This is a genomic window from Pseudomonas frigoris (genome assembly GCF_047758635.1).
In the GTDB taxonomy this organism is placed as follows: domain Bacteria; phylum Pseudomonadota; class Gammaproteobacteria; order Pseudomonadales; family Pseudomonadaceae; genus Aquipseudomonas; species Aquipseudomonas frigoris.
The window spans coordinates 5433148-5455325 of sequence record NZ_CP180479.1 but is presented as its reverse complement, the minus strand read 5'-3'; the positions used below and the strand labels follow the sequence as shown (position 1 = coordinate 5455325).

The following is a 22178-nucleotide window of genomic DNA, read 5'->3' as shown; positions in this document are numbered from 1 at the left end:
TTGGTGTCTGGGCTGACCCCTTCGCGAGCAAGCCCGCTTGTGTCATTTGATCGCATTTTTCCATGAAGAACTCGGTCAAGTGTGGGAGCGGGCTTGCTCGCGAAGGGCGCGCTACGGTCTCGACTAATAAAACATCGACCGCGATTCTTCCAGATCGCGGCACATCGCCTCGTTCTCCGGATCAATCCCCAGCTTTTTGAACGCCGGCACGCTGAATGCGTCGATGCGCGCGAGGGGATGGTCGGTGTCCTTGTGGCAATACAGGCTGGCCACTTGCACCAGATCGACATAGTCGACCCGCTCGGACTGTCGATTGAAGTCCAGATAAAGCCCCGGCACCTGTACCAGCATTTCCGGAAACTCCCAGACCCTAAGCAGTTTGTCGCCGAGCAGTGGATGAATGTGATCGATCACATGGTTGAGGCTGACCGGGTCAGACAGCAGTTCATAGTGATCTTCGGCGTAGGTCAGGATCGGCAACACACCGATCTGATGCACCAGTCCGCCAAGGGCTGCCTGATCGGGCTTGAGTTGCGTGTACCTGCGGCACAATGCATAGCTGATCCCGGCGATTTCCAGGCTTTTGCGCCAGACTTCGCGCATTTTCTGTTCCACCACCTCGGAGCGGGCATTAAAAATCTGCTCCATGACCAGACCGATGGCCAAGTTGCTGCTGTAATTGACGCCCAGTCGAGTGATTGCCGTGTGCAGGTCAGTGACTTCCTGGGTCGCACGCAACAGCGGACTATTGACCACTTTGATCAGACGCGCCGACAACGCGGTATCGCGGCCGATCACTTTGCTCAGGGTGCTGACGCTGATTTCCGGGTCTTCAGCGGCCTTGCGAATCTGCAGGGCCACTTCCGGTAACGTTGGCAGAACCAGGTCGTCGTTATCGATGGCCTCAACCAAATCCTGTTGGACCTTTTCCGCCAGCTCGCTCATTTCGTTTCTCTAGGTGTTGCGACAAGTGCTGCTGTTAGCGCTGGATTTCGCGATCGCGATCCAGTGGGTACGGCAGGTCGAGCAGGTGCAGGGCTGGCCCTTCGAGCGCGCCCAGATGGATATCACCCCCTTCTGCTGCTTCGGCTTGCAGCACGGCCAGGAGTTCAATGTTTTGCTCGGCGCGGGCGGCCAGCACCACTTCACCGATGGAACTGCCATGGGTCGGGGAGAACAGTGGCGTACCAGGTTCAGGCAGCTCGTTGGCATCCAGTTTCAGGCGATACAAGCGGCGCTTGAGTTTGCCCAGGTACTGCATGCGCGCGACGATTTCCTGGCCGGTGTAGCAACCTTTCTTGAAGCTCACGCCACCCACGGCTTGCAGATTGAGCATCTGCGGGATGAACAACTCGCGAGTGCTCGACATGACCTGACCGATCCCTGCGCGGATCTGGCCCAACAGCCATTGATTCAGATCGCCTTCGGCCAATACGGCGGACAGCTTGCCCTTGATAAGGTCGGCCTTGTCAGCGGCGACCCAGAGTTCGGCGCGGTCCGGCGAGACGCGAATGGCGATCAAGCCGTCATTGCGCGCGACGCTGTCGGTGTCGGTCGGAAGCTCAAGACCGAGGCTGATCATTGCCGCATCATCATGGTCGATACCGAAGCGGACCCAGGCAGCGCTTTCATCGGTCAGTTTTGACTTGGAAAACACTGCGTACTTTTTCAGGTCAGCCAGTTGCGGTTCCAGCAGTTCGGTGGCCATGGCCATCAGAACGCCGTCGCCTTCCAGCAGGATGCGGAAACTCGACTGCATCCGGCCCTTCTGCGTGCAGCGGGCGCCGAGGCTGGCCTGGGTGTCACTGAGGTAATTGAGGTTGCAGGTCAATTGGCCTTGCAGGAATTTACTAGCATCCGCGCCGCGTACTGCGAGAACGCCTTCGTGAGACAGGGTGCAGAAAAAAGCAGAATCGGCCATGGGTCATCGCAGGGTAAAGAGTCTGGGGGACATCATAAGGGGGCGCTCTTGAAATGGGTAGTTCACAAAGGATCGTTGGTGGCCGACCAAAGCCGAGTGTTCGACTGTGCCTGGGGCTGTATACTTGCCGCCTATTTGAGGAGCGCTCCATGGTCGAAGATGTTGAACTGAATCGCCTCTACTGGCACAGCCGCCGCGGCATGCTTGAGCTTGACGTGTTGCTGGTGCCGTTCGTGAAAGAGGTCTATCCGCACCTCAATGATGTCGACCGCGATTGCTACCGCAGGCTGCTCGAATGCGAAGATCAGGACATGTTCGGCTGGTTCATGGAACGCGCCGAATCGGAAGATCCGGAGCTTCAGCGCATGGTTCGCATGATTCTGGATCGTGTCCAGCCCAAGTAATGCGTTCGAATGCCGCTGGCATGCCTCACGGCAATTGCTGGCGGCGTATCTCTTGGCCCAGCTGTTCGCGCTGGGTTCGCTGTTCCTTCTCTCAATACCGGTCTGGGCCAGTCTGCTCGGCGCTTTTTGCTGTCTGGCTCATGGCGTTTGGGCGTTGCCGCGTCAGATTATGCTGACACACCCTCAGGCATTTCGCGGCTTGCGTCGCAATGCAGATGGCTGGCAGTTGTGGAATCAGGAGGAAGGTTGGCAATCGGTGCAGCTACGACCGGACAGCCTGGCGCTACCTTTGCTCGTTGTGCTGCGTTTTCGTCTGCGGGGTGAGCGGCGGGTCAGGGCGATTTGTGTGCCCCGTGACTCGCAGGCGGCGGATCTGCACCGGCGCCTGCGGGTTCGGCTCACGTTCAGTCGACGTAGGTGGGCGGCACCAGAATAGTGTCCAGGGCAACCGGCAGCATGTTTGGATAGTCGAGGGTGTAATGCAGGCCGCGACTTTCCTTGCGTTCCATGGCGGACTGGATCATCAGCTCGGCCACTTGGGCCAGGTTACGCAATTCGATCAAATCGCGACTGACCTTGTAGTTGCTGTAGAACTCGTCGATTTCGTCCAGCAACAACCGCACGCGGTGCTGTGCCCGTTGCAAGCGCTTATTGGTGCGCACGATGCCGACATAGTCCCACATGAATCGCCGCAGTTCGTCCCAGTTGTGCGCAATGATCACGTCCTCATCGGAGTCGGTGACCTGGCTCGCATCCCAGACGGGCAGGGCGATCGGAACCGAAACCTGCGGCAGCTGCTCAAGAATGTCCGCCGCCGCCGAACGCGCGTAAACGAAACACTCGAGTAACGAGTTGCTGGCCATGCGGTTGGCGCCGTGCAGGCCGGTGAAGCTGGTTTCGCCAATGGCATATAGCCCCGGCACGTCGGTGCGACCCTGCTGATCGACCATCACGCCGCCGCAGGTGTAGTGCGCCGCCGGAACCACCGGAATCGGTTGCTTGGTGATGTCGATGGAGAATTCGAGGCAGCGTTCGTACACCGTCGGGAAGTGAGTCTTGATGAACGCTTCCGGCTTGTGGCTGATGTCCAGATAGACACAATCGACGCCCAGGCGCTTCATTTCATGGTCGATGGCCCGGGCGACGATGTCGCGTGGGGCCAGCTCGGCGCGAGGGTCGAAGCGTTGCATGAAGCGTTCGCCGTTGGGCAGTTTCAGGTGTGCGCCTTCGCCGCGCAGGGCTTCGGTGATCAGGAAACTCTTGGCTTGCGGGTGATACAGGCAAGTGGGGTGAAACTGGTTGAATTCCAGGTTCGCCACCCGGCAGCCCGAACGCCAGGCCATGGCAATGCCATCACCGCAGGCGCCGTCGGGGTTGCTGGTATAGAGATAGACCTTTGCTGCGCCGCCCGATGCGAGGATCACAAAGCGTGCACCGTAGGTGTCGACTTCACCGGTCCCGCGATTGAGGACGTAGGCGCCGAGGCAGCGATCACCTTCAAGGCCCAGGCGCTTTTCGGTGATCAGGTCGACCGCGACCCGCTGCTCCAGCAGTTCGATGTTCGGTCGTTGCCTGGCCTTGTCGAGCAAGGTTCTGAAAATCGCTGCGCCCGTGGCATCGGCGGCATGGATGATGCGCCGATGGCTGTGACCGCCTTCGCGGGTCAGGTGGAACTCGAATCCGCCATCTTCGGTGCCGGACTGTTCATCGCGGGTGAAAGGCACACCTTGGTCGATCAGCCATTGAATCGCCTCTTTACTGTGCTCGACGGTAAAGCGCACGGCGTCTTCGTGGCACAGGCCGCCGCCAGCATTGAGGGTGTCATCGACATGTGATTCAACGGTGTCGGTGTCATCCAGGACGGCAGCGACGCCACCCTGGGCCCAGAAAGTCGAGCCATTGGCGAGGTCGCCTTTGCTCAGTACGGCGATGCGCAAATGACCGGGCAAGGTCAGCGCAAGGCTCAAGCCGGCAGCACCGCTGCCAATTACCAGAACATCGTGTTGAAACTGTTGGCTCATTTCAGGATTCCGCTCAAAGCGACCCGGGTCGGGGTTGGCGCAAGACACCTGGATCGGCGAGTCAAGACAGCCACACAGCCCACTAGTATATAGAGGGGGGGAGCGGCACAATAGCGAGCACACATGGCATTGTGAAACTACTGTGACGGAAAATACCTGACGCTTCGTCGGATGGTTTTTCGGTCGGTTTGGCGACAAGACGACTGTATCAGCGATTTAACAGTCTTTTTCTATTCACGGTTGCACAATGTCGGTTCTGCGCAGCTATAAATATTTGGAACTTTTGCCAAAGGCCCAAGATCAATAGACCGTTACCTGATTCAAGGGACAGTGTCGGCTTCAACGCGGGATCTGTGATTTGATCCTTGCCGGCGAATCCGATGACTAGATTATTCGCGCAGCCGGGTTGACCCGCGCTGCGCTTTTCGTGCGTGCCAAATCAGAGCCCGCAGGAAACTTGCTTGGAGGGGGAGAACTTTTGCGAAAAGCCCGAGTCTATGTTTGCAAGTCTGGTTGTTTAGTTATGCAAGCCTCCTCCGAGCTTATCGAGGAGTGTTCATGCTAACCCAGGAAGAGGATCAGCAGCTGGTCGAACGCGTTCAGCGCGGCGACAAGCGAGCTTTCGATCTGCTAGTGCTGAAATACCAGCACAAAATTCTCGGGTTGATCGTGCGTTTCGTGCACGACACCCATGAAGCCCAGGATGTGGCGCAGGAAGCCTTTATCAAGGCGTACCGTGCACTTGGAAATTTTCGCGGGGACAGCGCGTTTTATACGTGGCTTTACCGCATCGCCATCAACACGGCGAAAAACTATCTGGTTTCACGCGGCCGTCGGCCGCCGGATAGCGATGTCAGTTCCGAGGATGCAGAGTTCTACGATGGCGATCATGGCCTCAAGGATCTCGAGTCGCCAGAACGTGCATTGCTGCGGGATGAGATCGAAGGCACCGTCCATCGAACCATTCAGCAACTGCCAGAAGATTTGCGTACGGCTTTAACTTTACGTGAATTCGATGGTCTGAGTTACGAGGACATTGCGGCCGTCATGCAATGTCCGGTGGGTACCGTGCGCTCCCGGATTTTCCGCGCTCGGGAAGCCATCGATAAAGCCCTGCAGCCGTTGTTGCAGGAAAACTGAGACAGCGGCGACAGCCAAGAGAGGAACGCCATGAGTCGTGAAGCCCTGCAGGAATCGCTGTCCGCGGTGATGGATAACGAAGCGGACGAATTGGAATTGCGTCGGGTATTGAATGCCTTTGACGATGTTGAAACCCGTGATACCTGGGCTCGTTATCAAATCGCTCGGGCAGTTATGCACAAGGATTTGCTGCTTCCACGTCTGGATATCGCTGCGGCAGTCTCTGCTGCGCTGGCTGACGAAGCTGTACCTGCAAAAGCCTCCCGTGGTCCATGGCGCAGCCTGGGTCGTCTGGCGGTCGCTGCTTCGGTAACCCTCGCCGTACTGGCAGGTGTTCGTCTGTATAATCAGGACGAGATCGCCGGGGTCGAGCTGGCTCAACAATCCAGTCAACCAGGTCTGGCCGTTCCTCAGGTCAAGGGTCCAGCTGTATTAGCAGGCTACAATGAGAGTTCGGAAGCCACTGGCCCTATGGCCAACGGCGTATTGCAAGGTCAGCCAGGCTGGCACGATCAGCGTCTGCCAGGCTACTTGCGCCAACATGCTCAACAGGCTGCACTGAAAGGTACTGAGAGCGCTCTGCCTTACGCTCGTGCAGCAAGTCTGGAAAACCGTTAAGGAGGATCATGCGCGCCATCCCTCTACTTACGCTTCTGCTCGGTGGCTGGTTTGTTGTTCCAGCCCATGCTGATGAAGCCCAGGACTGGTTGACCCGTCTGGGCCAAGCCGAGCAACAGCAAAGCTTTCACGGTACATTCGTCTACGAGCGTAACGGTAGTTTTTCTACCCATAACATCTGGCACCGCGTCCAGGATGGCAAGGTCCGCGAGCGGTTACTCCAGCTCGATGGCTCGGCACAGGAAGTCGTGCGCATTGATGGGCGTACTCAATGCGTCAGTGGCATTCTGATAGCAGGGCTTGGAGATTCCCCCAGCTCCTCTGCTCGTGCACTCGATCCACAAAAGCTAAAGAATTGGTACGACCTTGCCGTCATTGGCAAGTCGCGTGTGGCTGGGCGTGCGGCGGTGATCGTTTCACTGACGCCTCGCGATCAACACCGCTACGGTTTTGAATTGCATCTGGATAAAGAAACCGGCCTGCCTCTCAAATCATTGCTTCTGAATGAACGAGGGCAGTTGCTGGAGCGATTCCAGTTCACGCAACTGGATACCGCCGATGTTCCGTCCGACAGCGACTTGAAGCCTGGCACCGATTGCAAAACTATTGCCCTCGACAGTGACAAGGCTTCTGCAATCAAGACAGCGCAAGTATGGCGTTCGGACTGGTTACCACCTGGTTTCGAGCTGACCAGCAGTACCTCCCGCAAGGATCCAGAGACCAAAACCCAAGTCAACAGTCTGATGTATGACGATGGTCTGGCCCGTTTCTCGGTTTTCCTTGAGCCGTTGAATGGCGCAACAATTACTGACACTCGCACCCAGTTGGGGCCGACCGTTGCAGTTTCCCGACGCTTGACTACCCCGCAAGGCGAGATGATGGTGACCGTGGTCGGTGAGATTCCGATTGGCACCGCCGAACGGATTGCGCTATCCATGCGCAGCGACGCCACTGCAACCAAGTAGTGAGCTGAAATCGAAATGTTTGGTGAGCATTTCAACTTGCAAATATCCCCGATTTTTTCTATAGGTCAGAGCCTCTCGGCTCTGGCCTTGTTTGTTGTTCCCGGAACAAAAATACCGGCGTATCGTTCCCGGTGTTCCTTGCTCCATATCGCTTAACCATGCTCGTCGTAACGGGAGCCGTATGTCGATACCACGCTTGAAACCTTATCTTTCTATTTTTGCCACCGTGCTGGTGCTTGGTCAGGCGGTCGCTGTTCAGGCGGCCGAGTTGCCTGACTTTACTCAGTTGGTCGAGCAGGCCTCGCCTGCGGTGGTAAACATCAGTACCACGCAGAAACTGCCGGACCGCAAAGTGTCGAGCGAGCAGATGCCTGACCTTGAAGGCTTGCCGCCAATGCTGCGCGAGTTCTTCGAACGCGGCATGCCACAGCCGCGTACGCCTCGCGGTGATCGTCAGCGTGAAGCCCAATCCTTGGGTTCGGGCTTCATCATTTCGCCTGATGGCTACATCCTGACCAATAACCATGTGATTGCCGATGCCGACGAAATTCTCGTTCGTCTCGCCGACCGCAGCGAATTGAAGGCCAAGCTGATCGGCACCGATCCACGTTCCGACGTGGCGCTGTTGAAAATCGAAGGCAAGGATCTGCCGGTCCTGAAACTCGGCAAATCCCAGGATCTGAAAGCCGGCCAGTGGGTCGTGGCGATTGGCTCGCCATTCGGTTTCGACCATACCGTGACCCAAGGTATCGTCAGCGCCATTGGTCGCAGCCTGCCGAACGAAAACTATGTGCCGTTCATCCAGACCGACGTGCCGATCAACCCGGGTAACTCGGGTGGTCCGCTGTTCAATCTGGCCGGTGAAGTGGTGGGCATCAACTCGCAGATCTACACCCGTTCCGGCGGCTTCATGGGCGTGTCGTTCGCGATCCCTATCGATGTCGCCATGGACGTTTCCAATCAGCTCAAAAGCGGCGGCAAAGTCAGCCGTGGCTGGTTGGGTGTGGTGATTCAGGAAGTGAACAAGGACCTGGCCGAGTCGTTCGGTCTGGAGAAGCCAGCCGGCGCGCTGGTGGCTCAGATCCAGGATGACGGCCCGGCTGCCAAGGGTGGCCTGCAAGTAGGGGACGTAATCCTGAGCATGAACGGCCAACCGATCGTCATGTCCGCCGATCTGCCACACCTGGTGGGCGCGCTGAAGGCCGGCTCGAAAGCTGATCTGGAAGTGATTCGTGAAGGTAAGCGCAAGAATGTCGAGTTGACAGTCGGCGCTATCCCGGAAGAAGGCAAAGAGCTGGATGCGCTGCCGAAATCCAGCACCGAGCGCAGCAGCAATCGCCTGGGTGTTTCCGTGGTCGAGCTGACTGATGAACAGAAGAAAACCTACGACCTCAAAGGCGGCGTCGTCATCAAGGAAGTCCAGGACGGTCCTGCTTCTCTGATTGGCCTGCAGCCAGGCGATGTGATCACTCACCTGAATAATCAGGCAATCGGTTCCACCAAGGAGTTCACGGATATCGCCAAGGCGCTGCCGAAGAACCGCTCGGTGTCGATGCGGGTTCTGCGTCAAGGACGCGCCAGCTTCATCACCTTCAAACTGGCTGAATAATCCGGTTGTCGGTTGAATAAAAAACCGCCTCGAAAGAGGCGGTTTTTTTTATGTCTAAAATTTTTTTCTGACAAGCGTCAGCCCATCATGTCCTTGATCATGCGCTCTTCCTCCATCAGCTCACGTTGCCGTGCGTCGATCCGCGATGACAGCGGGAAGTTGGTGCCTGCCTTGCGCTTGGCGAAGTCCAGTTGTTGAATGGCCTGACGGTAATCCCCGACCAGGGCGAAATACTCGGCACGGGCCTGATGCAGGCCGATGATGTTGCCTGAGAGACCGCGAGTCTCGGCCACCATGTACCAGACGTCCGGATCGTCCGGACGGCTCTTGAGCAGATTCTCCAGCGCTTTTTCCGCGTCGGGCGCACGGTTCTGCTTGAGCAGCAGATCGACTCGCACCGAATTCAGCGGATAGTTACCGGGATACTGCGTCAACATTCGGTCAACCCGGGACTGGGCGTCCGGCAGACGATTGTTGGTGATGTCCAGATCGACCAGCGCCAGGTTGTAGATGATCTCGTTCGGAGACTTGGCCAGCAGCAACTTGAGGTTTTCCCGTGCTTCATTCAGCTGGCCGCCCTTGATCTGGGCGATGGCCAGGCCATAGCGAGCGACATCATTTTTCGGGTTTTCATCAAGCTGGGCGCGAAAGCGTTTGGCGCCCAGGCCTGGGGTTTCTTCATAGATCAACTGGACCCGTGCACGAATCAGCTGATAACGCATCGTGTCTTCGATGCCGCCGGGTTTTGCCTGTTCGGCGCGGTTGCGCGTGTCAGCGATCCGCGACTCGGTCACCGGGTGAGTCAGCAGAAATTCCGGTGGCTTGGCGTCAAAGCGATATTGGCGCGCCAATCGCTCGAACATGGTCGGCATTGAGCGCGGATCGTAACCGGCCTTTTCTAGATTGAGGATACCGATGCGGTCTGCTTCCTGTTCGTTCTGGCGAGAGAAACGCCGTTGTTCCTGAACGGCTGCCGCCTGCGTGCCCGCAATGGCTGCAATCCCGGCATCGCCGGCGCCGGCTGCGGCAATCACGATCCCGGCCAGCAGCGCGGCCATCATCGGCACCTGCATGCGCTGTTGGGCTTCGACGCCACGGGCGAAGTGGCGCTGCGACAAGTGAGCCAATTCGTGAGCGAGTACCGAGGCGTATTCGCCTTCGGTCTGGGCATTGAGGAACAAGCCACCGTTAACCCCGACAATGCCGCCCGGTGCGGCGAAGGCGTTGAGTTGCGGGCTGTTGATCAGGATGAACTCCAGGCGCCGGTCATTGACCTGGCTGGTCTCGACCAGTCTGTAGACGCTGGATTCGACGTAGTCCTTGAGCTGTGGATCGTTGAGCTGCGAAACCTGGCTGCGCAACAGCGCCAGCCAGGCACGGCCCAACTGATGTTCCTGTTGCGGCGAGACGATGGCAGAACTGGCGTCGCCGAGTGACGGCAGGTCGTCGGCGAAGCCCGGTGAGGCGAGCAGGCAAGCGAGCGTCAGCAGGGTAGGGCGCAAAAAAGTCATGCACAAAGCCTTAGTCGACAAAGACCTTACTGTAGCCGGACACTACGCTTGGGACCAGATATTCTAGCCGCTCAACCACCTGAACCGGAGTGATGCAATGACCGACGCTGTAGCCCATGACGCCGAACTCGACGCCAGTGGCCTGAATTGCCCCTTGCCGTTGCTGAAGGCCAAGCTGGAACTCAATCGACTGGCCAGCGGCGCGGTGCTCAAGGTGATCGCCACCGATGCGGGCTCGCAGCGCGACTTCCGCACCTTTGCCCGATTGGCTGGTCATACGCTGCTTCGTGAAGAAGATGAAGCGGGTGTTTACCGCTACTGGTTGAAAAAAGCCTGAATTCTACTGCGTTCGTTTCTAAGGATTATTGATGTTCAAGGTGTTACGCGACTGGATTCAGCGCTACTTCTCCGATGAAGAGGCCGTGGTGCTGGCGGTCCTGCTGTTTCTGGCGTTTACCGCCGTGCTGACGCTGGGCGGCATGCTTGCGCCCGTGCTGGCCGGGATGGTGCTGGCGTATCTGATGCAAGGGTTGGTCGTCACTCTCGAACGCCTGCGCATGCCGGGCGGGGTGGCGGTGGGGTTGGTCTTTGCGTTGTTCATGGGGCTATTGCTGGTGTTCATCGTGATTGTGGTGCCGTTGCTCTGGCATCAGCTGATCACGCTGTTCAACGAGTTACCCGGCATGCTCGCCAAATGGCAGTCGCTGTTATTGCTGCTGCCCGAGCGCTATCCGCATCTGGTATCCGACGAGCAGGTGCTGCAAGCCATCGAAGTGGCGCGGGGCGAGATTGGCAAGTTCGGTCAGTGGGCGCTGACGTTCTCGCTGTCGAGTCTGCCGCTGCTGGTGAACATCATGATCTACCTGGTGCTGGTGCCGATCCTGGTGTTTTTCTTTCTCAAGGACCGGGAGATGATCGGTCAGTGGGTGCGTGGTTACTTGCCCCGTGAGCGGGCGCTGATCACCCGCGTCGCTCACGAGATGAACCGGCAGATTGCCAATTACATTCGCGGCAAGGTCATCGAGATTTTCATTTGCGGTGGCGTGACCTACATCGGTTTCGTTGTTTTGGGGCTGAACTACGCGGCGCTGCTGGCATTGCTGGTGGGTGTGTCGGTGGTGGTGCCTTACGTCGGCGCCGTGGTGGTGACCGTGCCGGTCATGCTGATTGCGCTGTTCCAGTGGGGCTGGAGCGATCAGTTCATCTATTTGATGGCGGTCTACGGGATCATCCAGACGCTGGACGGCAACGTGCTGGTGCCACTGCTGTTCTCGGAAGCGGTCAATCTGCATCCGGTGGCGATCATCTGCGCGGTATTGTTGTTTGGCGGGCTGTGGGGCTTTTGGGGTGTGTTCTTTGCGATTCCGCTGGCGACGCTGTTCAAGGCGGTGCTGGATGCGTGGCCGCGCAAGGAGCCAGAAGTCGCGCCGTTGCTTTAACAGCTAGCCAGAATGGAGGGTGGGGCTGATGGCCTCATCCCGAGCAAGCTCGGTCCCACATTTGATCTGTGTGAACACAAAACCAATGTGGGAGCTTGCTCGCGATAGGGCCCGAACAGGTGCCAGATGAATCAGGCCTTGTTCAGCGCTTGAGCCGCAGCCAATACCGCATCCACATGCCCCGGCACCTTCACGCCGCGCCATTCCTGACGCAGCACACCGTCCTTGTCGATCAGGAACGTGCTGCGATCAACGCCCATATATTCTTTGCCATAGAGCTTTTTCAGCTTGATCACGTCGAACTGCTGGCAGAGCGCCTCTTCCTTGTCGCTGATCAGCTCGAAGGTGAACGCCTGCTTGGCCTTGAAATTTTCGTGTGATTTAAGGCTGTCGCGGGACACGCCGAAGACTTCGGTGTTGGCGGCTTTAAAAGCATCAAGCTGATCACGAAAGCCCTGACCCTGAGTGGTGCAGCCTGGCGTGCTGTCCTTCGGATAGAAGTAAATCACCACCTGCTTGCCTTTGAGGCTCGCGAGGTTGACGGTCTGCCCGCTGGTGGCGGGTGCTTCGAAGTCGGCAACCGGTTGGTCGATGGCAACGGCCATGAAAGCTTCCTTACATTGGGTTTTGTGGGCGCCACGGTTCGATCAGGGCATCCAGGTTCAGCGCGTCGGCGAAATCCAGGAACTGATCGCGCAGCCAGCTGATCTGCACACCGGCCGGCAAGGTCACGGTAAACGTGGCATTGAGCATGGTGCCGCCGGTTTGCGGAGCCTGATAGGTGTCGCAGGTCAGGTTCTCGAGCTCGACGTTGTGGTCCATGAAGAACTGGCACAGCTCGTTGATGATGTCCGAGCGGTAAGCCGAGCTGACATAAGCGACGTATGGCAGGGCTTGAGGACGATTCTCCAGCGCTGCGCTGCGCACCACATTGACCGTAAAGGCGTGCTTCTTGGCGAGGCTCGGCAGGCTGCCTTCGAGGCGCGCCAGGGCGTCCCAGCTGCCGGAGATCTCGAGGATCAACGCACTGCACTCGCCATGACGCGTCAGGCGAGAAGTGACCACGGCGCAGCGGTTTTCATGGCTGGCGCGGCACAGGACGTTAGTCAGCTCCATGGGGTTGGCGCCGAGGGCACTGATGACAAGGAATTGTTCGCGAACTGTGGGGGTGGACATGCAGCATTCCTAAAGCGATGAGCGGTCGATACTTCTACGGGCTTTTTTTACCGAGAGCGAGCCTGCGGATGCGAATTCAAAAAACCCGAGCCGCAAGGTTGCAACGTGCTCCAGAGTGGCAAGAGCGAGGGGTGGCAACGCTGGATCGGGGCTTGTGATGCCGAAAATGGAGGCTGGAACCCGGCGTACGAGCTTATCAGTACCGATCAAAGTCTGAAGGGTAGCGAAAAGCAGCGCCAAGGGGAATGGCAGCAGCGCAGTACTTCGCTTGTACAAGCATCTTGGCGCCAGTACCATTACCGCTCTCTTTTTCCGGCAGGAGCGGTTTCATGATTGCGGGCAGTATGGTGGCACTGGTCACACCCATGGATGCACAAGGGCGTCTTGACTGGGACAGCCTCAGCAAACTCGTGGACTTCCATCTTGAAAACGGCACCCATGCCATTGTCGCGGTCGGTACTACCGGCGAGTCGGCAACCCTCGATGTAGACGAACACATCGCCGTCATCAAGGCCGTGGTCAAGCAGGTCAATGGCCGTATTCCGGTCATCGCCGGTACCGGCGCCAACTCGACCCGCGAAGCCGTTGAACTGACCCGCAACGCCAAAGAGGCCGGCGCCGACGCCTGTCTGCTGGTCGTTCCGTATTACAACAAGCCGACTCAGGAAGGTTTGTACCTGCACTTCAAGCACATTGCTGAAGCGGTCGACATTCCACAGATCCTCTACAACGTTCCTGGCCGCACCTCCTGCGACATGCAGGCCGAGACCGTGATTCGCCTGTCCACTGTGCCGAACATCATCGGTATCAAGGAAGCCACCGGCGACATGAAGCGTGCCAAGGCAATCCTTGATGGCGTGAGCAAGGACTTCATCGTGCTGTCCGGCGATGATCCGACCGCCGTCGAGCTGATCCTGATGGGTGGCAAGGGCAACATCTCCGTCACCGCCAACGTCGCCCCGCGCGAAATGGCTGACCTGTGCGAGGCCGCGCTCAAGGGCGACGCCGAGACTGCACGGGCAATCAACGAAAAATTGATGCCGCTGCACAAGGATCTGTTCATCGAAGCCAACCCGATTCCGGTGAAGTGGGCTTTGGTCGAAATGGGCCTGATGCACGAAGGCATTCGCCTGCCACTGACCTGGTTGAGCGCACCTTGTCATGAAACGCTTCGCACGGCCCTGCGCCAGTGCAGCGTCCTGGTTTAATTGAGGAAGTACTACGCATGAAGCGATTGGCCGGACTTTCCGCACTTGCCTTGATCATCTCCAGCACCAGTGGCTGCGGATGGGTCTGGGGCCCGGAAGGTTATTTCCGTGACCGCGGTAGCGATTACCTGGAAGCGCAACAGACTGCACCCATGCAATTGCCGTCGGATGTCAGCACCGCCAAACGTCTGGATCCGCTGTTGCCGATCCCGCGCAACGTGGCCGATGACACCGTCAAGGGCGAGTACATCGTGCCTCGTCCGCAGCCGTTGTCGGCAGGGGCCGACGCCAGCGCCTACTCCCTGCAAAAGACCGGTGATTCGCGTTGGATCGTCGCACAGAACCCGCCGGCCGAAGCCTGGCCAGTGGCCGTGCAGTTCTTCCAGGACAACGGTTTCCGTCTGGACGAACAGCGTCCGCAAACCGGCGAATTCACCACCTCCTGGCAGCATTCCGACGAACTGTCCGCCGCAATGGCCAAGCGCCTGAGCGCAGCTGGTGTCGGCGCTGACAGCGAAACCCGCGTGCGGGTCCGCATCGAGCCAGGCGTGCAGCGCAACACCAGTGAAATCTACGTGGTCAGCGCCGAGCGTCCTGCCGGTAGCACCTCTGACGTGGCCTTCACCAACCGTTCGGTCAACAGTGGCCTGGACGCGGCACTGGTCGACGACATGCTCGCGAGCATGAGCCGCACTTCGGAGAAGGGCGGTTCGGTCTCCATGCTGGCGTCGCGTGATTCCGATACGCCAAGTCGTGTCAGCCTGAGCGAAGACGGCAGCGGTAACCCTGTCCTGAACGTCGGCACCGATCTGGATCGTGCCTGGTCGAGCGTCGGTCGTGCGCTGGAACAGGGCGAATGGCGCGTAGAAGACATCAACCGCAGCCTGGGTCTGTATTACATCAACCTGTCTGAAAAAGCCGAGAAGAAAGACGAGAAACCTGGTTTCTTCAGCGGCCTGTTCGGCAGCGCGCCGAGCAAGGAAGAAGTTGAAGCCCGTGCCGAGCGTTATCAGGTTCGCCTGAGCAAGGTTGGCGACAACGTCCAGGTCACCGTCGAGAAAAACATCAACACCGTGGCGCCGGCAGATGTGGCGCGCAAGGTATTGAGCGTGATTCAGGACAACCTGGGCTGATCACATGCGTTTTGCCGTTCTCGGCAGCGGTAGCCAAGGGAACGGCACGCTGATAGCCAGCGCTGACACGTATGTGCTGGTGGATTGTGGTTTCTCCCTGCGGGAAACCGAAAAGCGCCTGCTGCGCCTGGGTGTGAACCCTGCGCAGTTGAGCGCGATACTCGTGACCCACGAACATGCCGACCACGTGCATGGCGTGGGTTTGCTGTCTCGGCGCTACAATCTGCCTGTCTACCTCAGTCGCGGTACCCTGCGCGGGATGCGCAAACCAATTGAACCGGCTGGCCTTCTGGCCGGCGGCGAGCAACTGCAGATCGGCGCACTGAGCATCGGCGTCATTGCCGTGGCCCATGATGCACAGGAGCCGACGCAATACGTCTTCAGTGACGGTGAACGGCGCTTTGGCCTGTTGACCGACCTGGGCTCGTATTGCAACAAGGTGCTGGACGGCTATCGGGACCTCGATGCGTTGATGATCGAGTCCAACCATTGCCGTGACATGCTGGCTCGCGGTCACTATCCGTACTTTCTCAAGCAACGGGTAGGCGGTGAACTGGGGCATTTGAACAACCATCAGGCGGCATTCCTGGTGTCCGAGTTGGGCTGGCAAGGCCTGCAACACCTGGTCCTGGCCCATCTGAGCAGCAAGAACAACCTGCCGCAGCTGGCCCGGCAATGTTTTGTCGACACCCTCGGGTGCGACCCGGACTGGCTGCAACTGGCCGATCAAGATTCAGGGCTCGACTGGCGACACATCGCCTAGCCCACCTACTTAGCAAGCGGAGCCCATCATGGAAAAACGTGAAGAACTCTACCGCGGCAAAGCCAAATCGGTTTTCAAGACCGACGACGCTGACCGCTTGATCCTGCTGTTTCGCAACGACACTTCGGCGTTCGACGGCAAGCGCATCGAGCAGCTCGACCGCAAAGGCATGGTGAACAACAAGTTCAACGCCTTCATCATGCAGAAACTCGAAGCAGCCGGCGTGCCGACCCAATTCGACAAACTGCTGGGTGACAACGAATGCCTGGTGAAGAAGCTCGACATGATCCCGGTCGAGTGCGTCGTGCGTAACTACGCCGCCGGCAGCCTGGTCAAGCGCCTGGGCGTCGAAGAGGGCATGAAGCTCAACCCTTACACCTTCGAACTGTTCCTGAAGGACGACGCCAAGGGCGACCCGTTCATCAACGAATCCCACGTCGTGGCATTCGGTTGGGGCACTGCCGAGCAACTGGTTCGCATGAAAGAACTGTCGCTCAAGGTCAACGAAGTCCTGAGCAAACTGTTCGACGACGCCGGCCTGCTGCTGGTCGACTTCAAACTGGAATTCGGCGTGTTCTCCGACGGCTCCATCGTCCTGGGCGACGAATTCAGCCCGGACGGCTGCCGTCTGTGGGATAAGGCCACCGGCAAGAAAATGGACAAGGACCGCTTCCGTCAGGGCCTCGGTGACGTCATCGAAGCCTACGAAGAAGTCGCCAATCGTCTGGGCGTACCGCTTTAATCGACGCAAGCATCTGATAGCACGGAAAAATTTCGCTTAGGGGGTTCGCTTCCGGCAAAAGTGTTGTTATGATGCGCGCCGTTGGAGAGATGCCAGAGTGGCCGAATGGGACGGATTCGAAATCCGTTGTACCTTCACCGGTACCTAGGGTTCGAATCCCTATCTCTCCGCCATTATTGGATAAGACTAAGCCCCTGAAATTGTTAAAGATTTCAGGGGCTTTTTCGTTTCTGGCGTTTCGTTTCAGGGCAAATTGGCCGCCTGTTTTCCCGGCGAGCGGTACGACTTTCTCGCGAAACATCAGCGGTATCGCTCTTTGCTATCGAACCTGAGCTCTCGCCCGGATCACCCACAATCCCAGCAAAGTCAGAACGGCAAAGCCCCCACCCATCAAGAAAGTGCCTTGGAAGCCTACCGTGTCCCACAACGCCCCAGCGATGACGCTGGCCAGCAGCAAGGTCAACCCGGTCAACAGATTGAACATGCCAAATGCCGTCCCGCGAAGTTCAGCCGGCGCGCAATCGGCGATCAGGGCGGCGAATATCCCTTGGGTAAACCCCATGTGCAGCCCCCATAGAACGACGCCGACGACCAGGCCATCGATACCCGGCGCGAACGCCAGAGTCAGGTCGGCAGCAATCAGCAATATCAAACCTGCGCCGAGCACCGCCACGCGGCTGACACGATCAGACAAGGCCCCGGCGGGATAGGCTGACAGTGAGTACGCCACCCCCATCAGGACAAGCACCGCTGGCGCCCACTTCGGCGCCAACCCGACAGCCTGACCGCGCAGAATCAGAAAGGCTTCGCTGAAACGCGCCAGGGAGAACACCGCAGCGACACCCACCACCCACCAGTAGCCAGCGCCCAGTCGGGCTAATTCCCGCCGGCTCAAAGGCGCACGCACCCGGTGCGTCCCTTCCACTTGTTTGGGCTCATGAACGAACACGAGCAGCACCGCGACGGCGAGGAAGGCCGGGATGACGGCCACCCAGAACACAGTCTGGAAGTGGTTCGCGGTTAGCCACATCAATCCGATCGCCAGCAACGGTCCCAGGAATGCACCAACGGTATCCAGAGTTTGCCGCAGGCCGAAAGCGGCCCCCCGTATCGCGGGCGGCGTGATGTCGGCCACCAACGCATCGCGCGGGGCGCCGCGAATACCTTTGCCAATGCGGTCGATAAAGCGAGCCCCGATCAGCCAGTCCAGCGAGCCCGCCAAAGGAAAGATCGGTTTGGACAGCGCCCCCAGCCCATAGCCCAGCGCCGCGAGCAGTTTGCGCTTGCCCAATCGATCACTGAGTGCCCCGGAGAATACCTTGGTGATAGAGGCCGTAGCCTCGGCTATGCCTTCGATGAGACCCACGGCCAAAACGGAGGTACCCAGTACTGTGACCATATAGAGCGGCAACAACGCATGGATCATTTCTGAGGAGATGTCCATCAGCATCGAGACGAAGCCCAGCGCCCAGATACCGCCAGGCATGGTGCGCCAGACGTTGCCGGTTGACGCCTTCTCGATTGGCGCAGTAACCGAAGTGTCACCCGACTTGTCAGTGGTTTTCATCATGAGCCTCGAAAGCCTGTTTTGGCGTAGGCATCTAATAGCGCCTCGCACCCCAGCAGCCGCGTTGCCGCTACCTCCGCCAAGATACGCTGTATCGATGAGCGATTTCGATCAAACAGTTGCGCAATCTGCTGAAGAAAGTCGCCTTTCTGCTAGCGATCCCACATCAGCTTTTTCTGGCTTTCGGTGTAACCCTGGTCATTAGCTATCATGCAATACAGAGCAAATCACCGGATGACGGGGGAATGCATGAAGAGATGGCGACGGTTTTGGGTGTTTGTGAAGCTGCTGGCAGCATTTACAGCCTGCCTGGCCGCTGCTGTTCAGGCTTTTAGCTACATGTTGGAAAGTCCCGACGCAGCGCAAATGCACCCGTTGAGCATTGTGGTGGTTGGACTGATCTTTGGCTTCATCACCTATGGAATCCTTTCACTGATTGAAAGGGCTGTACGGAGTTTTCTGCCCCATCCTGACCCAGTCACCACCACGGTAGCGGCTCAACCCCAGACAGAACTTGAGGAAGATGCCGTGCTGATGGAAGAACAGCCTTTGGCCCTGTCGACTGACGATTCAACTCAGCAGAAAAATCAGTGAACAGTCTGTATGGCATGTATTACTGGACGATCACCAAAGGCTCGAATCAGAGTTTTTGCGTCGGACCAGACAGCACCGCAGCGTAAGAAAAATATGCATCTTCAAGGGAAAAGTTACTCTGCGCAGTCATCCAATTTACCGCCGCCCGGATCTATTGGTCGTCCCGCCAATCAAGGCTGGATCTGCGAAACATCCCCTGACATTGAAAGACCCTGCCTCAAAAAGACCTCATCTACTCTGGTTTCGCAGGTCACTGATCTGCCGTCATCAGCAATCGCAAGGAGCGAGCAATGTATTTTGAGATTTACAGGCAAACCCGTGGCATCGTACAGACCGGCAAAGGTCAATGGCGGTGGCGTTTGAGGGCGGGAAACCATGAAACGATTGCCAGCGGGGAGGCTTACGTCAACAAGTCTGATTGTGTGCATGCCATCAGTTTGATCAAAGGGACCCACGATCAGACCCCGGTCAAGGAAATCTAGGCTTCAGGTGGTGAAGCTGCTCCATAAGAGCAGCTTCGTTTCAACGGGCGGTCTTACGGTTGTGAGTGGCCCAGTTTTCGTTTGATCAGGTCGTAGACTTCCTTGTGGGTGGAGTTGTGCAGGGTATTACTCTTGCAGGCCAATTTGAGAAACGTTTTAACCTCTTCTTTGGCGTGAGGGTAAAGGCCGGCGACGTAGTCGGCTTCATGGTCCTGAGTGCAGTTGAAGTGTTTGTCGTCTTTCGCTTTATCTCTAGCCATTGATGGGCTCCTTTGAGTTCAAATGGTTGGGTGGTCAGGGCTGTTTTGCCCTAAACGTTGCTGAGCTTAGAGACGCAATCGCTTCCCGCCAGATGAACAAAGAAATCAGGAAGAGGATGTAAGACCAAGCCGTTGCCTTAATCCGGATTAAACGCAAACTGCTTGAGTCGCATAGACGCCGATTGCGACAGCTACCTAAACTGTCATCAGATTTGGGAGCGGGGTCAGTGGATGAATCGTAACGAACTACGCAAGGCCGACATCAACCTGATGGTGGTGTTTGAAACGCTGATGCTCGAACGCAACGTCACCCGGGTGGCGGAGAAATTGTTTCTCGGCCAGCCGACCATCAGTTCTGCGCTCAATCGCTTGCGCACGATGTTCAACGATCCACTGTTCATACGTGTTGGGCATCGTATGGAGCCGACGGCGCGGGCCGAGGAGATTATTCTGCACCTGTCGCCGGCGCTGGATTCGTTGTCGGTGGCATTGAGCCTGACCCATGATTTCGACCCCGCCAGCAGCACCATGACCTTTCGTATCGGGCTGTCGGACGATGTCGAGTTTGGCCTGCTGCCGCCGTTGCTGCGTGCCTTGCGCCATGAAGCACCAAAGGTGGTGTTCGTGGTGCAGCATGTCGATTACTGGCGGATTCCGGATTTGCTGGCGTCCGGCGATATCACCGTTGGTATCAGCCAGACTCGTGGGCTGCCGGCCAACGCCAAGCGCAAGTTGTTGCGGCACATCCTGCCCTGCATTTTGCGCGCGGACGCATCGGACACACCGTTGACGCTTGATGAGTATTGCGCGCGACCGCACGTGCTGGTTTCCCACACCGCCAATGTCAGTGGTTACGCCGATGAGTGGCTGGCGGAGATCGGTCGTACGCGCCAAGTCGTCCTTTCCGTGCCGCAATACAGCTCGCTACCAGCCTTGCTAGCCGGGACCGATCTGATCGCCAGTCTGCCGGACTACGCCGCCGAAGCGATGGCCGCGTCCGGCCAGCTGTTCAAGGAGCCGTTCCCGTTCAAGACGCCAACCCTGGATCTGTCGATGGTCTGGCTCAGCCATGTCGATACCGACCCTGCCGAGCGCTGGTTGAGGTCGCGGCTGGAGGCGTTCATGAGTGAACGCGCGGTTTTATCGCCTGAGTGAGTAGGGCGATGCTGTGTAATATGTACGACCTTTCTGCCAACTTTCAGGAGCTCAGTCATGCCTCACCTGCGCATGGAATACACCGCCAACCTGCCCGGGCTCAATGCCGACGTGGCGTTGATCCGGCTCAACAATGCGTTGGTGGCCTCCGGTCAGTTTGCTGCCGAATACGACATCAAGAGCCGAGCGGTGAAGGTTGATACGTTCAAGGTCGGCACGGCGTTAGGTGAACGGGCCTTTGTGCATGTGAAACTGTCACTATTGAGCGGTCGCTCACCTCAGATCAAGAAGCAGTTGTCCGAAAGCTTGCTGGCGGTTGTTCAGGATCTGTGTGAATGGCCAGCGGATGTTGAAGTCCAGCTGGCCGTGGAAATCCTCGACATTGATCGAGAGTCCTACACCAAGGTCGCCATCAGCCACTGAGTTTCAGGCCATTTCCTGCTCGGCGCAGGCCTTGACCACTTGCTCGCGCAGCCAGGTGTTGGCGCTGTCCTGATCGACATTCTGGCTCCATTGCATGTCGAGGCTGAAACCCGGCAAGCCATTGGGCGCTTCGCAATGATTGAAGATCGCGTCGTTGGCCAGCAATTGTTGGATACGTCGAGGCAGAGTCAGGATGAAGTCGGTGCCGGTGATCATCTTCAGTGCCGCGCTGTAGCTGTTGGAACGCGCGACGATCTGCCGTTTTTGCGCCTGCTGCGCCAGCCAGCCGTCGACCATGTTGGTGGTGGAGGTCCAGGGTGTCGGGAACACATGCCTGCGTTCGACGAAGGCTTGCAGGCTTAAACGCGGCTCCGGCGGTGTGGCACGTTTATCGAAGACACAGACCAGGTCGTCCTCCAGCAGCATCCGGGATTTGAAATCGCCGTGACTGCGATGAAAGTTCGGGCCGAAGCAAATCACCAGGTCGAGGCTGCCGTCGCGCAGTTCTTCGGCCGGGATGTCGGTTTCGAATTTGTGCATGTTGACCATCACTGGCAGGTCGGCGAAATCGAAGCTTTTCAATAGCCGCGGCAAGATCAATTGCTCGAAGTATTCCGGTGCGCAGATATTGAAGGTGACTGGTTGCAGGGTGGGGTCGAATGCTGGTGCACCGGCGTGACACAGGTTGATGCTTTCCAGGATCTTCAGCACGTGGGCGTACATGGTGCTGGCTTTGTAGGTGGGGCGCATACCCGCGCGGGTATTGATGAACAGCTCGTCTTCGAAACTGGTGCGCAGCTTTTTCAGGCAGTAACTCACGGTGGACTGGCTGACGCAGAGCGCCTCGGATACACCGCTGACGCTGCTTTGCTCATACACGGCGATAAACACCATGAGGTCCTGCATATCGAGCTTTCTAAGCAAGTTACTGTTCAGCATCCGTTGGGTCTCGCTGTGCTCCTTGCGCTGACTGTGCGCAAACTTGTGCGAGTGATCCTAACGGAACGATGGTGCCAGGAGAATGCCTTGTAGGAGTTTTCATGGAAA

Annotated in this window: 25 protein-coding genes and 1 tRNA gene; 17 read left to right on the top strand and 9 right to left on the bottom strand. The window is 57.9% G+C overall.

Going from position 1 to position 22178, the window contains the following annotated elements; translation table 11 throughout:
• Positions 1-123: 123 nt before the first annotated feature.
• Together ACMXYH_RS25055 and ACMXYH_RS25050 are read right to left on the bottom strand one after the other, a co-directional pair.
• On the bottom strand, positions 124-945 hold the full coding sequence (locus tag ACMXYH_RS25055) for an HDOD domain-containing protein (protein ID WP_129441932.1): 822 nt from the start codon (positions 943-945) through the stop codon (positions 124-126).
• Between the two features lie 34 nt (positions 946-979).
• On the bottom strand, positions 980-1921 hold the full coding sequence (locus tag ACMXYH_RS25050) for a YgfZ/GcvT domain-containing protein (protein WP_134418872.1): 942 nt from the start codon (positions 1919-1921) through the stop codon (positions 980-982).
• 149 nt (positions 1922-2070) lie between these two features.
• Between ACMXYH_RS25050 and ACMXYH_RS25045 the strand changes: the two genes are divergently transcribed.
• The gene (locus ACMXYH_RS25045; protein ID WP_033054070.1) at positions 2071-2325 is read left to right on the top strand and encodes a succinate dehydrogenase assembly factor 2; all 255 of its coding nucleotides are present in this window, start codon (positions 2071-2073) and stop codon (positions 2323-2325) included.
• Positions 2309-2761 carry a protein YgfX gene (locus ACMXYH_RS25040; RefSeq protein WP_415765282.1) on the top strand — a complete coding sequence of 151 codons (453 nt, stop codon included), beginning with the start codon at positions 2309-2311 and terminating at the stop codon, positions 2759-2761. Before ACMXYH_RS25045 ends, ACMXYH_RS25040 begins: the two co-directional genes overlap by 17 nt.
• Here ACMXYH_RS25040 and nadB read toward each other — a convergent pair.
• The gene (gene nadB / locus ACMXYH_RS25035) at positions 2730-4346 is read right to left on the bottom strand and encodes an L-aspartate oxidase (RefSeq protein ID WP_033054068.1); all 1617 of its coding nucleotides are present in this window, start codon (positions 4344-4346) and stop codon (positions 2730-2732) included. The two genes, ACMXYH_RS25040 and nadB, sit on opposite strands and share 32 nt — an antisense overlap.
• A 558-nt stretch (positions 4347-4904) precedes the next feature.
• Between nadB and rpoE the strand changes: the two genes are divergently transcribed.
• From rpoE to ACMXYH_RS25015, 4 genes are all read left to right on the top strand, one after another.
• Complete coding sequence (gene rpoE / locus ACMXYH_RS25030; protein ID WP_007944079.1) at positions 4905-5486, top strand: RNA polymerase sigma factor RpoE; 582 nt, start codon at positions 4905-4907, stop codon at positions 5484-5486.
• A 30-nt stretch (positions 5487-5516) separates the two neighbouring features.
• On the top strand, positions 5517-6104 hold the full coding sequence (locus ACMXYH_RS25025) for a sigma-E factor negative regulatory protein (protein WP_033054066.1): 588 nt from the start codon (positions 5517-5519) through the stop codon (positions 6102-6104).
• 8 nt (positions 6105-6112) lie between these two features.
• Positions 6113-7069 (top strand): MucB/RseB C-terminal domain-containing protein, encoded by a 957-nt coding sequence (locus ACMXYH_RS25020; protein WP_415765281.1) that lies wholly within the window; start codon positions 6113-6115, stop codon positions 7067-7069.
• A gap of 181 nt (positions 7070-7250) precedes the next feature.
• Positions 7251-8678, top strand: a complete 1428-nt coding sequence (locus ACMXYH_RS25015) for a DegQ family serine endoprotease (protein ID WP_129441940.1) — start codon at positions 7251-7253, stop codon at positions 8676-8678.
• Between the two features lie 77 nt (positions 8679-8755).
• On the opposite strand, the gene ACMXYH_RS25010 is transcribed toward ACMXYH_RS25015, so the two are convergent.
• The gene (locus ACMXYH_RS25010) at positions 8756-10189 is read right to left on the bottom strand and encodes a M48 family metalloprotease (RefSeq protein ID WP_415765280.1); all 1434 of its coding nucleotides are present in this window, start codon (positions 10187-10189) and stop codon (positions 8756-8758) included.
• A gap of 97 nt (positions 10190-10286) precedes the next feature.
• On the opposite strand from ACMXYH_RS25010, the gene ACMXYH_RS25005 reads away from it, so the two are divergent.
• Positions 10287-10526 (top strand): sulfurtransferase TusA family protein, encoded by a 240-nt coding sequence (locus ACMXYH_RS25005; protein WP_020300476.1) that lies wholly within the window; start codon positions 10287-10289, stop codon positions 10524-10526.
• A 31-nt stretch (positions 10527-10557) separates the two neighbouring features.
• Positions 10558-11628 carry an AI-2E family transporter gene (locus tag ACMXYH_RS25000; protein ID WP_415765279.1) on the top strand — a complete coding sequence of 357 codons (1071 nt, stop codon included), beginning with the start codon at positions 10558-10560 and terminating at the stop codon, positions 11626-11628.
• 131 nt (positions 11629-11759) lie between these two features.
• Here ACMXYH_RS25000 and ACMXYH_RS24995 read toward each other — a convergent pair whose 3' ends face one another.
• Both ACMXYH_RS24995 and ACMXYH_RS24990 read right to left on the bottom strand, forming a co-directional pair.
• Positions 11760-12233 carry a peroxiredoxin gene (locus tag ACMXYH_RS24995; protein ID WP_008153083.1) on the bottom strand — a complete coding sequence of 158 codons (474 nt, stop codon included), beginning with the start codon at positions 12231-12233 and terminating at the stop codon, positions 11760-11762.
• 10 nt (positions 12234-12243) lie between these two features.
• Positions 12244-12804 carry a glycine cleavage system protein R gene (locus ACMXYH_RS24990; RefSeq protein ID WP_008034925.1) on the bottom strand — a complete coding sequence of 187 codons (561 nt, stop codon included), beginning with the start codon at positions 12802-12804 and terminating at the stop codon, positions 12244-12246.
• A gap of 329 nt (positions 12805-13133) precedes the next feature.
• On the opposite strand from ACMXYH_RS24990, the gene dapA reads away from it, so the two are divergent.
• The 5 genes from dapA to ACMXYH_RS24965 all read left to right on the top strand — a co-directional run bounded on the left by dapA (position 13134) and on the right by ACMXYH_RS24965 (position 16823).
• On the top strand, positions 13134-14012 hold the full coding sequence (gene dapA, locus ACMXYH_RS24985) for a 4-hydroxy-tetrahydrodipicolinate synthase (RefSeq protein WP_046046122.1): 879 nt from the start codon (positions 13134-13136) through the stop codon (positions 14010-14012).
• A 17-nt stretch (positions 14013-14029) separates the two neighbouring features.
• Entirely contained in the window at positions 14030-15145 is a 1116-nt protein-coding gene (gene bamC / locus ACMXYH_RS24980; protein ID WP_129441948.1) for an outer membrane protein assembly factor BamC, read from the top strand.
• 4 nt (positions 15146-15149) lie between these two features.
• Complete coding sequence (locus ACMXYH_RS24975; RefSeq protein ID WP_008153089.1) at positions 15150-15908, top strand: MBL fold metallo-hydrolase; 759 nt, start codon at positions 15150-15152, stop codon at positions 15906-15908.
• Positions 15909-15936: 28 nt separating this feature from the next.
• Positions 15937-16650 carry a phosphoribosylaminoimidazolesuccinocarboxamide synthase gene (purC, locus tag ACMXYH_RS24970; RefSeq protein ID WP_008034929.1) on the top strand — a complete coding sequence of 238 codons (714 nt, stop codon included), beginning with the start codon at positions 15937-15939 and terminating at the stop codon, positions 16648-16650.
• A gap of 83 nt (positions 16651-16733) precedes the next feature.
• Positions 16734-16823 (top strand) — tRNA-Ser (locus tag ACMXYH_RS24965).
• Positions 16824-16969: 146 nt separating this feature from the next.
• Here ACMXYH_RS24965 and ACMXYH_RS24960 read toward each other — a convergent pair.
• Positions 16970-18136, bottom strand: a complete 1167-nt coding sequence (locus ACMXYH_RS24960) for an MFS transporter (protein WP_415767748.1) — start codon at positions 18134-18136, stop codon at positions 16970-16972.
• Between the two features lie 330 nt (positions 18137-18466).
• Here ACMXYH_RS24960 and ACMXYH_RS24955 point away from each other — a divergent pair, with 330 nt between their 5' ends.
• Together ACMXYH_RS24955 and ACMXYH_RS24950 are read left to right on the top strand one after the other, a co-directional pair.
• On the top strand, positions 18467-18811 hold the full coding sequence (locus tag ACMXYH_RS24955; protein WP_415765278.1) for a hypothetical protein: 345 nt from the start codon (positions 18467-18469) through the stop codon (positions 18809-18811).
• A 290-nt stretch (positions 18812-19101) separates the two neighbouring features.
• The gene (locus tag ACMXYH_RS24950; RefSeq protein WP_129441952.1) at positions 19102-19293 is read left to right on the top strand and encodes a YegP family protein; all 192 of its coding nucleotides are present in this window, start codon (positions 19102-19104) and stop codon (positions 19291-19293) included.
• A gap of 53 nt (positions 19294-19346) precedes the next feature.
• Here ACMXYH_RS24950 and ACMXYH_RS24945 read toward each other — a convergent pair whose 3' ends face one another.
• Positions 19347-19553 carry a hypothetical protein gene (locus ACMXYH_RS24945; protein WP_129441954.1) on the bottom strand — a complete coding sequence of 69 codons (207 nt, stop codon included), beginning with the start codon at positions 19551-19553 and terminating at the stop codon, positions 19347-19349.
• Between the two features lie 231 nt (positions 19554-19784).
• Here ACMXYH_RS24945 and ACMXYH_RS24940 point away from each other — a divergent pair, with 231 nt between their 5' ends.
• Together ACMXYH_RS24940 and ACMXYH_RS24935 are read left to right on the top strand one after the other, a co-directional pair.
• The gene (locus tag ACMXYH_RS24940) at positions 19785-20708 is read left to right on the top strand and encodes a LysR substrate-binding domain-containing protein (RefSeq protein ID WP_415765277.1); all 924 of its coding nucleotides are present in this window, start codon (positions 19785-19787) and stop codon (positions 20706-20708) included.
• A gap of 57 nt (positions 20709-20765) precedes the next feature.
• A complete protein-coding gene (locus ACMXYH_RS24935; protein ID WP_415765276.1) occupies positions 20766-21131 on the top strand; it encodes a 5-carboxymethyl-2-hydroxymuconate Delta-isomerase in 366 nt (121 codons plus the stop codon).
• A gap of 3 nt (positions 21132-21134) precedes the next feature.
• Here the strand turns inward: ACMXYH_RS24935 and ACMXYH_RS24930 are convergent, their stop codons facing one another.
• Positions 21135-22070 (bottom strand): LysR family transcriptional regulator, encoded by a 936-nt coding sequence (locus ACMXYH_RS24930; protein WP_415765275.1) that lies wholly within the window; start codon positions 22068-22070, stop codon positions 21135-21137.
• Between the last annotated feature and the right edge of the window lie 108 nt (positions 22071-22178).